The 12793-nt window shown below is 69.8% G+C and carries 7 protein-coding genes and 3 pseudogenes; 6 read left to right on the forward strand and 4 right to left on the reverse strand.

Annotated elements, in window-relative coordinates; all coding sequences use genetic code 11:
* Positions 1-6: 6 nt before the first annotated feature.
* Positions 7-1619 (reverse strand): annotated as a pseudogene (locus tag x551_RS05040) (3-(methylthio)propionyl-CoA ligase).
* Between the two features lie 141 nt (positions 1620-1760).
* Between x551_RS05040 and x551_RS05045 the strand changes: the two are divergent.
* The 5 genes from x551_RS05045 to x551_RS05065 all read left to right on the forward strand — a co-directional run bounded on the left by x551_RS05045 (position 1761) and on the right by x551_RS05065 (position 5571).
* The gene (locus tag x551_RS05045) at positions 1761-3284 is read left to right on the forward strand and encodes a YdiU family protein (RefSeq protein ID WP_051495606.1); all 1524 of its coding nucleotides are present in this window, start codon (positions 1761-1763) and stop codon (positions 3282-3284) included.
* Positions 3281-3697: a peptide-methionine (R)-S-oxide reductase MsrB gene (gene msrB, locus x551_RS05050; protein WP_011829363.1), complete on the forward strand. Its 417-nt coding sequence runs from the start codon at positions 3281-3283 to the stop codon at positions 3695-3697. The genes x551_RS05045 and msrB overlap by 4 nt, the downstream gene beginning before the upstream one ends.
* A 66-nt stretch (positions 3698-3763) precedes the next feature.
* Positions 3764-4387 (forward strand): septation protein A, encoded by a 624-nt coding sequence (locus tag x551_RS05055; RefSeq protein WP_036230822.1) that lies wholly within the window; start codon positions 3764-3766, stop codon positions 4385-4387.
* Positions 4380-4697, forward strand: a complete 318-nt coding sequence (locus tag x551_RS05060; RefSeq protein WP_011829361.1) for a BolA family protein — start codon at positions 4380-4382, stop codon at positions 4695-4697. The genes x551_RS05055 and x551_RS05060 overlap by 8 nt, the downstream gene beginning before the upstream one ends.
* 55 nt (positions 4698-4752) lie before the next feature.
* A complete protein-coding gene (locus tag x551_RS05065) occupies positions 4753-5571 on the forward strand; it encodes a peptidylprolyl isomerase (protein ID WP_036247726.1) in 819 nt (272 codons plus the stop codon).
* Positions 5572-5667: 96 nt separating this feature from the next.
* On the opposite strand, the gene mdtD is transcribed toward x551_RS05065, so the two are convergent.
* The 3 genes and pseudogenes from mdtD to purL form a co-directional block, all read right to left on the reverse strand.
* Positions 5668-7092, reverse strand: a complete 1425-nt coding sequence (gene mdtD, locus x551_RS05070; RefSeq protein WP_011829359.1) for a multidrug transporter subunit MdtD — start codon at positions 7090-7092, stop codon at positions 5668-5670.
* Positions 7093-7102: 10 nt separating this feature from the next.
* Positions 7103-7834: a heparan-alpha-glucosaminide N-acetyltransferase gene (locus tag x551_RS05075; RefSeq protein WP_036247728.1), complete on the reverse strand. Its 732-nt coding sequence runs from the start codon at positions 7832-7834 to the stop codon at positions 7103-7105.
* Positions 7834-11843, reverse strand: a pseudogene (gene purL / locus x551_RS05080) (phosphoribosylformylglycinamidine synthase). The gene x551_RS05075 and the pseudogene purL overlap by 1 nt, the downstream one beginning before the upstream one ends.
* Before the next feature lie 100 nt (positions 11844-11943).
* Here purL and map point away from each other — a divergent pair.
* A pseudogene (gene map, locus x551_RS05085) lies at positions 11944-12746 on the forward strand (type I methionyl aminopeptidase).
* Positions 12747-12793: the final 47 nt, after the last annotated feature.

The raw sequence follows: 12793 nt of genomic DNA on the forward strand, positions 1-12793 counted from the left end.
GGCCGTTCAGGCGGTCGGCAGCTTGTGATCCTTGAGCTGCTCGCGCAGCCGCATCTTCTGGATCTTGCCGGTGGCGGTGTGCGGGATCTCGACGACGAACACCACGTCATCCGGAATCTGCCACTTGGCGATCCGGCCTTCGTAGTGCGCCAGCATCTGCGCCCGCGTGAGCTCCACGCCCGGCTTGGGCACCACCACCAGCAGCGGCCGTTCGTCCCACTTCGGGTGGAAGGCGGCCACCACGGCCGCCTCGTGGACGCCGGGATGCGCCATCGCGATGTTCTCCAGCTCGATCGAGCTGATCCACTCGCCGCCGGACTTGATGACGTCCTTGCTGCGGTCGGTGATCTGCATGTAGCCGTCGGCGTCGATGGTCGCCACGTCGCCGGTCGGGAACCAGCCGTCGTGCAGCGGCGAGGCCGTCTGCTTGAAGTAGCGGTCGATCACCCACGGCCCGCGCACCAGCAAGTCACCGGAGCTCTTGCCGTCCCAGGGCTGCATGCTCCATCGTCGCCGACGATCGCCATGTCGACGCCGAACACCACCTTGCCCTGCTTCTCCTGCAGGTGGCGCTGGGCCTCCTTGGGCAGCGCGTCGTGCTTGGATTTCAGGCGCGCCAGCGTGCCCAGCGGCGACATCTCGGTCATGCCCCAGGCGTGGATCACCTCGACGCCGTAGTCGTCCTCCAGCGTCTTCAGCATCGCCGGCGGGCAGGCCGAGCCACCGATGACGGTGCGCTTGAAGGTGGAGAACTTCAGGCCGTTCTGCTTCACGTAGGTCAGCAGGCCCAGCCACACGGTGGGCACGCCGGCGCTGAAGCTCACGCGTTCGGCCTCGAACAACTCGTAGAGCGACTTGCCGTCGAGGTGCGGGCCGGGAAACACCACCCGGCAGCCGGTCAGGGCCGAGGCATAGGGCAGGCCCCAGGCGTTGACGTGGAACATCGGCACCACCGGCAGCACGGTGTCGCGTGCCGCCAGCGCCATGCCGTCCGGCAGCGCCGCCGCCATCGCGTGCAGCAGGCTGGAGCGGTGGCTGTAGACAGCGCCCTTGGGGTTGCCGGTCGTGCCCGAGGTGTAGCAGATGCTCGACGCCGTGTTCTCGTCGAAGCTGGGCCAGCGGTAGTCGCCGTTCTCGGCCTCCAACAGCTCCTCGAAGCACAGCAGGTTCGGCACGCTGGTCTGTGCCGGCATGTGGGCGCGGTCCGTCATCGCGACGAAGTGGCGCACCGTGGGCAACTGCGCGGCGAGCTTCTCGACCAGCGGCAGGAACGTCAGGTCGAAACAAAGCACCCGGTCCTCGGCGTCGTTGACGATCCAGGCGATCTGCTCCGGGAACAGCCGCGGATTGACGGTGTGGCACACCAGCCCCGAGCCGGACGAGGCGTAGTAGATCTCGAGGTGGCGATAGCCGTTCCAGGCCAGCGTGCCGACGCGGTCGCCCGCCTCGCAGCCGAGCCGCGCCAGCGCCTGCGCCAGCTTGCGGGCGCGCAGCTCGACATCGACCCAGGTGCAGCGATGCACATCGCCCTCGACCCGCTTGGAAACGATCTCGGTGTCACCATGGTGACGCGCTGCATGCGTGATCAGCGACGAGATCAGCAGCGGCATCTGCATCATCTGCCCATCAACAAGGCCATGGTCTTTCCCTCTTCGATTGGCAATGGAATGCGGGCGATCATAGAAAGCGTCCCGCAAGGCTTCGGCTGGGGTATGCCCTAGACGGCAGCAGGCGTGAGAGGGCTCGCTAGACTGCCGGGCATGCAAGATGTTTCCCTGCCGGAGCTCGACCGGCCCGACGCGACACCCCTCGGCCTGCACTGGCGCAACCGCTATGCCGCACTGGGCCCCGTCTTCCACACGCGACTCGCGGCGCAGAGGCTGCCGCAGCCGCACTGGGTGGCCACCAGCGACAGCGCCGCCCGCCTGCTCGGCTGGCCCGGCGACTGGGCCGAGCGCGCCGACTGGCAGGCGCTGGAGGTGTTGTCCGGCGGACGCACCTGGCCGGGCAGCGAGCCGCTGGCCACCGTCTACAGCGGCCACCAGTTCGGCGTCTGGGCCGGTCAGCTGGGCGATGGCCGGGCCCTGCTGCTGGGCGAGATCGACACGCCGAACGGACCGATGGAGCTGCAGCTCAAGGGCGCCGGCCGCACGCCCTATTCGCGCATGGGCGACGGCCGCGCGGTGCTGCGTTCGTCGATCCGCGAGTTCCTGTGTTCCGAAGCGATGCACTTCCTGGGCATTCCGACGACGCGCGCGCTGGCGGTCGTCGGTTCACCGCTGCCGGTGCGGCGCGAAACCGTCGAGACCGCCGCGGTCGTGACGCGGGTGGCGCCGAGCTTCGTGCGCTTCGGCCACTTCGAGCACTTCGCCCATCATGGCTTGCCCGAAGCGCTGCGCACGCTGGCCGACTTCGTGATCGACCAGCACCACCCCGCCTGCCGCGAGGCGGCCAATCCCTATGCCGCGCTGCTGGAGACGGTGGCGCGCCGTACCGCCACGCTGCTGGCCGACTGGCAGGCCGTGGGCTTCTGCCACGGCGTGATGAACACCGACAACCTGTCGATCCTCGGCCTGACGATCGACTACGGTCCGTTCGGCTTCCTCGACGGTTTCGACCCCGGCCATGTCTGCAACCACTCGGACCACCAGGGCCGTTATGCCTACTCGCGCCAGCCGAGCGTGGCGTTCTGGAACCTGCATGCGCTGGCGCAGGCGATGCTGCCGCTGATCGCGATGGGCGGCGAGGTGACCGAGGCCACCGGCGACCTGGCGCTGGAGGCGATCGAGCCCTACAAGCACACGTTCTCCGAGGCCATGGCAGCGCGGCTTCGCGCCAAGCTCGGCCTCGCCGGCGAACGCGACGAGGATGTGGCGCTGGCCGACGACTGGCTCCAGCTGATGGCCACCGAGCGCGCCGACCACACCATCACCTGGCGCAGGCTGGCGCAGTGGTCGCCGGCCGAGCCGCAGGCGGTGCGCGACCTCTTCCTCGACCGCCCGGCCTTCGATGCCTGGGCCGACCGCTATGCACGTCGCCTCGCGCTCGACGGCCGCGCGGAGGCCGAGCGCCGCTTGCAAATGGACCGCGCGAACCCCAAGTACGTGCTGCGCAACCACTTGTGCGAGAACGCGATCCGTGCGGCACAGGGTGGCGATTTCGGCGAGACACAGCGCCTGCTGAAAGTTCTGGAGCGGCCGTTCGACGAACAGCCGGAGCACTCGGCCTATGCCGAGTTTCCGCCCGATTGGGCGCAAACCCTGGAGGTGTCCTGTTCATCATGAGTTCCACCGACGACAAGCCCCGCAAGGTCCAGAAGACCGAGGCCGAATGGCGTGCCCAGCTCGACCCGATGCAGTTCGAGGTGACGCGCCACGGCGCCACCGAGCGTGCCTTCACGGGCAAATATGCCGATCACTGGCAGGAAGGCGTGTACCACTGCGTCGGCTGCAACGCGCCGCTGTTCGACTCGGGCACGAAGTTCGACGCCGGCTGCGGCTGGCCCAGCTACTTCCAGCCGCTGCGCGGCGAGATCATCGACCGCGTGGTCGACCGCAGCCACGGCATGGTGCGCGTGGAGGTGCGCTGCCAGGACTGCGGCGCGCACCTCGGCCACGTCTTCCCCGACGGCCCCGAGCCGACCGGCGAGCGCTACTGCATCAACTCGGCCTCGCTGGGCTTCGAGCCCCGGAAATGACCCGGTGCCAGCGCCCCGGCGCCGGCACCGCACAATCGGGGCCCTGGGCAACGACCGACCCTCGCGATGAAGTTCCTGTTCGACCTGCTTCCCATCGTCCTGTTCTTCGTGGCCTTCAAGGTGGCCGAAGGCCAACCCGACGCGGCGGCCGCGTTCGCCAGCCAGCATTTCGGCTTCCTGGTCTCCGGCGGCATGGTCGGCCCGAAGGAGGCGCCGGTGCTGCTGGCCACGCTGGTGGTCATCGTGGCCACCTTCGCGCAGATCGGCTGGCTGCTGCTGCGCGGCAGGAAGGTGGACACGATGCTGTGGGTCAGCCTCGGGCTGGTCACGTTGCTCGGCGGCGCCACCGTCTGGTTCCACAACGAGACCTTCATCAAGTGGAAGCCCAGCGTGCTGTACTGGGTCATGGGGACGGCGTTCTGGCTCAGTCACGCCGTGTTTCGAAAGAACCTGTTGCAGACGCTGATGGGCGGCCAGCTGCAGCTGCCGCCGGCGGTGTGGCGCAACCTCAACTTCATGTGGATCGCCTTCTTCGCGTTCATGGGCCTGGCGAACCTCTACGTCGCCTACAGCTTCCCGACCGACGTGTGGGTCAATTTCAAGCTGTTCGGCGGCGTGGGCCTGATGCTCCTGTTCACGCTGGCGCAAGGCCTCTACCTGAGCCGCCACATCAAGACCGAAGATGAGTGAGCCGAACGTGGGGCGCACCGCGCCGGCCTTCGCCCCGACCGCGGCCGAGCTCGAGGCCGCGTTGCGGGACGCGCTGGCGCCGCAATCGCTGCACGTCAGCGACGACAGCCACCAGCACGCCGGCCATGCCGGCGCCCGCGAAGGCGGGCATTACAGCGTCCATCTGGTCAGTGAGCGCTTTGACGGTTTGTCACGTCTGGCGCGGCACCGCCTTGTGTATGATGCCGTCGCCTCGTGGATGCCCCGCGGCATTCATGCCCTGGCACTCACCACGCTCACCCCCACCGAAGCGGCCCGCAGCACCCCTTGAAGCCGTCGCCCCGCGACGCCGCCCGCCGCCCTTTCCCTACCGAGGTTCTGATCGCATGAAGCCGTACACCCTTGCCGTTCGCGCATCGTCCATCGCGCTGGCCGCCGCCCTGCTCGCCCCGGCGCTGGCCGCAGCGCAGAACATCGCCATCGTCAACGGCAAGCCGGTCCCGAAGGCGCGCGCCGACGCCCTGCTGCAGCAGGTCACGAAGCAGGCACAGAGCCAGGGCCAGCAGCTGCCGCCCGAGACCGAGCGTCAGGTGAAGGACGAGGTGGTGCTGCGCGAGATCTTCACGCAGGCCGCCGAGAAGCGCGGCGTGACCGCCACGCCGGAATACAAGGCGCAGATGGAACTGGCCCGCCAGAGCATCCTGATCCGCGAGCTGTTCGCCGACTTCCAGAAGAAGAACCCCGTCACCGACGCCGAGGTCCAGGCCGAGTACGACAAGTACAAGGCCCAGGCCGGCGACAAGGAATACCGTGTGCGCCACATCCTCGTGGAGACCGAGGACGAGGCCAAGGCCCTGATCGCGCAGATCCAGGGCGGCGCGAGCTTCGAGGAAACGGCCAAGAAGTCCAGCAAGGACCCGGGCTCGGCGCCCAACGGCGGCGATCTCGACTGGGCCGCCCCGGGCAGCTTCGTGCCCGAGTTCTCCAACGCAATGGTCAAGCTCGAGAAGGGCAAGATGACCGAGGCACCGATCAAGAGCCAGTACGGCTTCCACATCCTGAAGCTCGAGGACGTGCGCGACGCCCAGTTCCCGCCGCTGGCCGAAGTGAAGCCGCAGATCGAGCAGCGCCTGAGCCAGCAGAAGGTCGGCGCCTTCCGCGACGAACTCAAGAGCAAGGCCAAGACCGACTACAAGTTCGAGTGACCCGGTCGCGGGCCCTCGACGGCATCAGGCGCCCTGCGGGGCGCCTTTTTCATGCCCGACGGCCAGTCCCGCACGGTTGGAAAACGCATTCGCGTGTCAGTGCTCGTCCGGCACGCGCGGCACCGCCTGCGGCGCGTCGCAGGTCTGCAGCTGCGCGAAGACGAGCGCGGCGCAGACCGTCATCAGGCCGATGCAGGCAAAGGCCGCGTGGAAGGTCTGCACCACGGCCGCCGATCCCTGGGCCTGCGTGTGTCCGCCGAACGCCACCAGCAGCGCGGCGGCGGCCGCGACACCCAGGCTCATCGAGACTTGCATCACCACCGACAGCAGGCTGTTGCCGGCGCTGGCGTTGCGACCCTCCAGGTCCCCCAGCGTCAGCGTGTTCATGGCGGTGAACTGCAGCGAGTTGACGATGCCGAACGCGGCCAGGTGCAGCATCAGTGCCCAGCGGCCGGTCTCCAGATCGACCAGCGCGAAGCTGGCGATCATCAACCCCAGCAGCACGGTGTTGCCGATCAGCGTGCGGCGGTAGCCCAGGCGCCCGATCAGCGGTTCGGCGAAGGTCTTGGACAGCATCGCGCCGAGCGCCGTCGGGATCAGGCTCATGCCGGCGGCGGCCGGCGAATAGGCGAGCCCGACCTGCAGGAACAGCGGCATCAGGAAGGGAATCGCGCCGCTGCCGAGCCGCGCGAACAGGTTGCCGATCAGGCCCACCGCGAAGGTCGGGATCGAGAACAGCCCGAGCCCGAACAGCGGCTGCGGCGCGCGCGCCGCATGCAGCCAGTAGCCGCCGAGCGCCGCGAAGCCGGCGAACAGCAGCAGCATCGAGCTCGCGAACCCCAGCGCCCGTTCGCCCAGGCCCTGCAGCGCGACGGAGATCATCACGATGCTCGCGCCGAACAGCACGTAGCCCCACAGGTCGAAACGCTGCGCCGCGCCGTCCCGCAGGTCCGGCATGTAGCGCCGTGCGGCCACCACGCCCACCAGGCCGACCGGCAGGTTGATCAGGAACACCCAGTGCCAGGTGGCCACCTCGACCAGCCAGCCGCCCAGGCTGGGACCGATCAGCGGACCAACCAGACCCGGGATCGTGACGAAGGCGAGCGTGCGCAGCAGTTGGTCCTTGGGGAACACACGCAGGATGGCGAGCCGACCCACCGGCAGCAGCAGCGCGCCGCCCACGCCCTGCAGCACGCGCGCCGCGGCGAGCTGGCCGAGCGTGGCCGACAGCGCGCAGGCCGCCGACCCGACGCTGAACACGACGATCGCGCCGATGAAGATGCGCCGCGTTCCGAAGCGGTCGGCCAGCCAGCCCGACACCGGGATCAGCAGCGCCACCGTCAGCATGTAGGCGATCACGACGGCCTGCATGCGCAGCGGGCTCTCGCCGAGGTCGCGCGCCATCGCAGGCAGCGCGGTGTTGACGATGGTGCCGTCCAGCGTCTGCATGAAGAAGGCCACCGCCACCAGCCAGGGCAGCATGCGGCGGGCGCGTTCGCCGATCGCTGCGCCGTCCGTCATCGTGGGCACCTCACCGCACGGCCAGCCACAGCATCAGCGCGCCGATCAGCAGCGGCTGGTGCAGCATGTAGAAGCTCAGGCTCCAGCGCCCCAGCACGGCCAGCGGTCGGGCTGCGGTGGGCAACGGGCCGCCGAGCCATCCCGGGCGGTGCTCGATCAACCACCGGCCGGCCGCCAGGCCCCACCACATGACGCCCAGCCAGGGCAGCAGCGGCACGTAGTCCTCGGTGACCGGCCGGCGCGTCACCAGGCCGACCCAGTTGGCGAGCCGGCTGTCGAACAGCGGGTGCTGCACGAACTGCGGCAGCAGGATCGCCGCCAGCCCCAGCGGCCACAGCCAGCGCCCTGCACCGGCGGAGAAACGGCAGACGATCAGCATCAGCGCGATGCCGTGCAGCACGCCGAAGCTGATCCAGCTGCGCGGGAACATCAGCGCGCTGCCGGCGCTGACCAGCAGCGCGCAACCGGCGACCTGGGCCCAACGGCGCCAGAAGCGCGCCCCGCCCTGGCCGGCGTGCAGCGCGACGGCCTGGCCGAGGCCGGCGCAGAACAGGAACAGGCTGACGATCGCGGTGCGCTGGTGCAGCCAGAACGGATCGGCGTGGAAGTTCGCGCCGATCAGCCGGAAGTGGGCCAGGTCGAAGCAGAAATGGAACACCGCCATCCAGACGATGGCCAGACCGCGCAGCGCGTCGAGGCGGGCATGCCGGTCCGCGAGGGACCGCAGCGGCCCGCCTCCCATCAGGCGGCCCAGCGGCGCGCGTTGCGGAACATGCGCAGCCAGGGGCTGGCAGCGGTGACGTCACCGCCGCTCCAGCTCATCTGCACGTTGCGGAACACGCGCTCGGGGTGCGGCATCAGCGCGGTGTAGCGGCCGTCGGGCGTGGTCACCGCGGTCAGGCCTTCGGGGCTGCCGTTGGGGTTGTGGGGATAGGCCTCGGTGGCGCGGCCGGCCGGGTCCACGTAGCGCATGGCGCGGTGCACCGCGCGGGCGTCGCCGCGCTGGGAGAAGTCGGCATAGCCCTCGCCGTGCGCCACCGCGATCGGCAGCCGGCTGCCGGCCATGCCGGCGAAGAACAGCGACGGACTCTCCAGCACCTCCACCTGCGCCAGCCGCGCCTCGAACTGTTCGCTGCGGTTGCGGGTGAACTTGGGCCAGGCCTGAGCGCCGGGGATGATGGGCGCCAGCGCCGCCATCATCTGGCAGCCGTTGCAGACGCCGAGCGCGAAGCTGTCGTCGCGGTTGAAGAACGCCGCGAACTGGTCGGCCAGCCGCGGGTTGAACAGCACCGAGCGCGCCCAGCCCTCGCCGGCGCCCAAGGTGTCGCCGTAGCTGAAGCCGCCGCAGGCGACGAAGCCGCGGTACATGTCGAGCCGGGCCCGGCCCGACTGCAGGTCGCTCATGTGCACGTCGTAGGTCTCGAAGCCGGCCTGCGCCATCGCATAGGCCATCTCGATGTGCGAGTTGACGCCCTGCTCGCGCAGGATCGCGAGCTTCGGACGGGCGAGCTTCAGGAAGGGCGCGGCCACGTCCTCGGCCGGATCGAAGCTGGGTTGCCACTGCAGGCCGGCATCGTCCGGCGCGCCGGCTGCCGCATGCTCGGCCTCGGCACAGCCCGGGTGGTCGCGCAGCGCGGCGATGCGCCAGCTCACCTCGTCCCAGGCCTGATGCAGTTCGCGCAGCGGCGCGCTGAACACGGCCTTGGCGTCGCGCCAGACCTCGATGACACCGCGGTCGTTGGGCTTGCCGATCACGTGGCTGTGACGGCCGAGGCCGGCCTCGCGCAGCACGTGGAGCACCTTGTCGCGCTCGGCGCCGGCGACCTGGATCACCGCGCCCAACTCCTCGGCGAACAGCGCCTTCAGCGTCAGCTCCTCGCGGCGCGCACCCACCTGGCCGGCCCAGTTCTTGGCATCGCCGCTGTCCATGCGGCTGTCGGACACGCCGTCGCCCTCGGTCACCAGCAGGTCGACGTTGAGCGACACGCCGCAGTGGCCGGCGAAGGCCATCTCGCAGACCGTCGCCCACAGGCCGCCGTCGGAACGGTCGTGGTAGGCCAGCAGCCGGCCTTCGCCGCGCAGGCGGTGGATGGCGGCCACCAGCTGCTTCAGCAGCGCGGCATCGTCGAGGTCGGGTGCGCTGTCGCCCAGCTGCTCCAGCGTCTGCGCCAGGATCGAGCCGCCCAGGCGGTTGCGGCCCTGCCCCAGGTCGATCAGGATCAGCGAGGTATCACCCGGCTGCAGCTGCGGCGTGAGCGTGCCGCGCACGTCGGCCAGGCTGGCGAAGGCGGTGACGATCAGCGAGACCGGCGCGGTCACCTGCTTCGCCTCGCCGGATTCGGCGTCGCTCCAGCGCGTGCGCATCGACAGCGAATCCTTGCCGACCGGCACCGCGATGCCCAGCGCCGGACACAGCTCCAGGCCGACCGCGCGCACCGTGTCGTACAGCGCTGTGTCCTCGCCGGGTTCGCCGCAGGCGGCCATCCAGTTGCAGCTGAGCTTGACGCGCGGCAGCTCGATCGGCGCGGCCAGCAGGTTGGTGATGCTCTCGGCCACCGCCATGCGGCCGGCGGCCGGCGCGTCGATCAGGGCCAGCGGCGTGCGCTCGCCCATCGCCATGGCCTCGCCGTGGAAGCCGGCATGGTCGGCCAGCGTCACCGCGCAGTCGGCCACCGGCACCTGCCACGGGCCGACCATCTGGTCACGATGGCTCAGACCCCCGACCGTGCGGTCGCCGATGGTGATCAGGAAGCGCTTGCTGGCCACCGTGGGATGGCGCAGCACGTCGAAGGCGGCCTGCTGCAGCGTCACGCCCGCCAGCGCCAACGGCTCCAGGTGGTGCGCCACGCGCTGCACCTGGCGGTGCATCTTCGGCGGCTTGCCGAGCAGCACGTCCATCGGCATGTCGATCGGCGTGCCGTGCTCGCCCTGTCCGCCGGGGCCGTCCTCGAGCACCAGCTGCAGTGCGTCGCTGGCGACGCCGACCACCGCGTAGGGGCAACGTTCACGGCTGGCCATCGCCTCGAACAGCGGCAGGCTCTCGGGCGCGATCGCCAGCACGTAGCGCTCCTGGCTCTCGTTGCACCAGATCTCCTTCGGCGCCAGGCCGCTTTCCTCCAGCGGCACCTTGCGCAGGTCGAAGCGCGCGCCGCGGCCGGCGTCGTGCACCAGCTCGGGGAAGGCATTGCTGATGCCACCGGCGCCGACGTCGTGCACCGCGAGGATGGGATTGCCCGCGCCCAGCGCCCAGCAGTGGTTCAGGACCTCCTGCGCGCGCCGCTGGATCTCCGGGTTGCCGCGCTGCACCGAATCGAAATCCAGTGCCGCGGTGTTGGCGCCGGCTGCCATCGAGCTGGCGGCACCGCCGCCCATGCCGATGCGCATGCCGGGACCGCCGAGCTGGATCAGCAGCGTGCCGGCCGGGAACGGGATCTTGTGGGTCTGGCCGTCGCTGATCGTGCCCAGGCCCCGGCGATCATGATGGGCTTGTGGTAGCCGCGGCGCTGCGCCTGCGCACCGGCGCCGACCGTCTGCTCGTAGACGCGGAAGTAGCCGCCCAGGTTGGGTCGGCCGAACTCGTTGTTGAAGGCCGCGCCGCCCAGCGGGCCGTCGATCATGATCTGCAGCGCGCTCGCGATGTGCTCGGGCTTGCCGTAGCGCACACGCTCCCAGGGCTCATGGGTGCCGGGCAACTGGAGGTTGGAGACCGAGAAGCCGGTCAGGCCGGCCTTGGGCCGGGCGCCGCGCCCGGTGGCGCCCTCGTCGCGGATCTCGCCGCCGGCGCCGGTGGACGCACCGGCGAACGGGGAGATCGCCGTCGGGTGGTTGTGCGTCTCGACCTTCATCAGCACGTGGGCCGTCTCGTGGCGCGCCGCATAGACCGGCGCATTGGTGTAGCCCTGCGGTAGCCAGCGCTCGATCGGGAAGCCCTCCATCACCGCCGCGTTGTCGCTGTACGCCACGATGGTGTGCTGCGGCGAGGTCTTGTGGGTGTGACGGATCATCTGGAACATCGAGTGTTCCTGAGCCTCGCCGTCGATCGTGAACTGCGCGTTGAAGATCTTGTGGCGGCAGTGCTCGGAGTTCGCCTGCGCGAACATCATCAGCTCCACGTCGGTCGGGTTGCGCTGCAGTCCGGTGAAGGCGGCGACGAGGTAATCGATCTCGTCGTCGCTCAGCGCCAAGCCGAAGTCGCGGTTCGCCGCTTCCAGCGCCGTGCGACCCCGGCCGATCACGTCGACCGTCTCCATCGGCTTCCCCGGCTGGGCATCGAACAGGTGGGCCGCGGCGCCGTGCTCGAAGGCCACGCTCTCGGTCATGCGGTCGTGCAGCAGTTCGGCCACGGCCGCGCGCTCGGCATCGGTGAGCGGCTTGCTGCCGCCGAGCAGTCCGCCCTTGAGCGTCAGCCGGTACTCGGTGACACGCTCGACGCGGCGGATGCCCAGGCCGCAGTTGTGGGCAATGTCAGTGGCCTTGCTGGCCCAGGGCGACACCGTGCCCAGGCGCGGCATCACCAGCACCAGGGTGCCCTCCGTCGGGCCGGCATAGGCGTCGCCGTAGCGCAGCAGGCCGGCCAGCTTGTCGCGTGCGGCTGCATCGAGCGCCGCCTCCGCCGCCACCCAGTGCACGTGCCGGGCATGGACCGCGGTGATGCGGGCGGCGAGCGCCTGCAACCGCGGCAACAGGGCCTGGGCACGGAAGGCGGACAGCGCGTTGCCGCCGTCGAAGGAGAGGATCGTGGGCTGGGTCATGGGGCGCGCGGAAGTCGCGGGTCTGGAGGGCGTGCGGTGCGAGGCGGGATGTCCCCTCGCAAACCCTAGATTTACGGGCCTGATGAGATAATCCCCGGCTATGTCGATCACGATCAAGACCGCCGCCGACGCGACGGCATGCGCATCGCGGGGCGGCTCGCCTCCGAGGTGCTGGACATGCTGACGCTGCACGTCAAGCCCGGCATCACCACCGACGAGCTGGACCGCCTGGCGCACCGGCACATCGTCGAGGTGCAGGACGCCGTCCCGGCGCCGCTGAACTACGCGCCGCCCGGCTACACGCCCTACCCCAAGTCGATCTGCACGTCGATCAATCATCAGGTCTGCCACGGCATCCCGAACGACCGGCCGCTGAAGAACGGCGACATCGTCAACATCGACGTCACCGTCATCAAGGACGGCTGGCACGGCGACACCAGTCGCATGTTCGTGGTCGGCGAGGGCTCGATCGCGGCCCGCCGGCTGTGCTCGCTCACCTACGAGGCCATGTGGCGCGGCATCGTCAAGGTGAAGCCCGGCGTGCGACTCGGCGACATCGGCCACGCGATCCAGACCTTCACCGAACGCCAGGGCTTCTCGATCGTGCGCGAGTTCTGCGGGCACGGCATCGGCCGCAAGTTCCACGAGGAACCACAGGTGCTGCATTACGGCCGCCCCGGCACGCTGGAGGAATTGGTGCCCGGCATGGTGTTCACGATCGAGCCGATGGTGAACGCCGGGCGCCGCGAGATCAAGGAACTGGGCGACGGCTGGACCATCGTGACCAAGGACCGCTCGCTCTCGGCGCAGTGGGAGCACACGGTGCTGGTCACCGACACCGGCTACGAGGTGCTCACCCTCTCGGCCGGCAGCCCACCGCCGCCGGAACCCGGCGCGGCCTGATGAGCGCAGCGCTGCTGCCCGCAACGCCCCCCGCCCCCACCGTGCCG

Source organism: Methylibium sp. T29, assembly GCF_000576205.1.
Taxonomy (GTDB): Bacteria; Pseudomonadota; Gammaproteobacteria; order Burkholderiales; family Burkholderiaceae_C; genus Methylibium; species Methylibium petroleiphilum.

What these genes read in the sequence shown, in the direction of transcription:
- msrB (WP_011829363.1), top strand. Translation starts at nt 3,281, where the DNA reads ATGAGTTCCACCGACGACAAGCCCCGCAAGGTCCAGAAGACCGAGGCC.
- x551_RS05075 (WP_036247728.1), bottom strand. Translation starts at nt 7,834, where the DNA reads ATGGGAGGCGGGCCGCTGCGGTCCCTCGCGGACCGGCATGCCCGCCTC.
- x551_RS05060 (WP_011829361.1), top strand. Translation starts at nt 4,380, where the DNA reads ATGAGTGAGCCGAACGTGGGGCGCACCGCGCCGGCCTTCGCCCCGACC.
- x551_RS05045 (WP_051495606.1), top strand. Translation starts at nt 1,761, where the DNA reads ATGCAAGATGTTTCCCTGCCGGAGCTCGACCGGCCCGACGCGACACCC.
- mdtD (WP_011829359.1), bottom strand. Translation starts at nt 7,092, where the DNA reads ATGACGGACGGCGCAGCGATCGGCGAACGCGCCCGCCGCATGCTGCCC.
- x551_RS05055 (WP_036230822.1), top strand. Translation starts at nt 3,764, where the DNA reads ATGAAGTTCCTGTTCGACCTGCTTCCCATCGTCCTGTTCTTCGTGGCC.
- x551_RS05065 (WP_036247726.1), top strand. Translation starts at nt 4,753, where the DNA reads ATGAAGCCGTACACCCTTGCCGTTCGCGCATCGTCCATCGCGCTGGCC.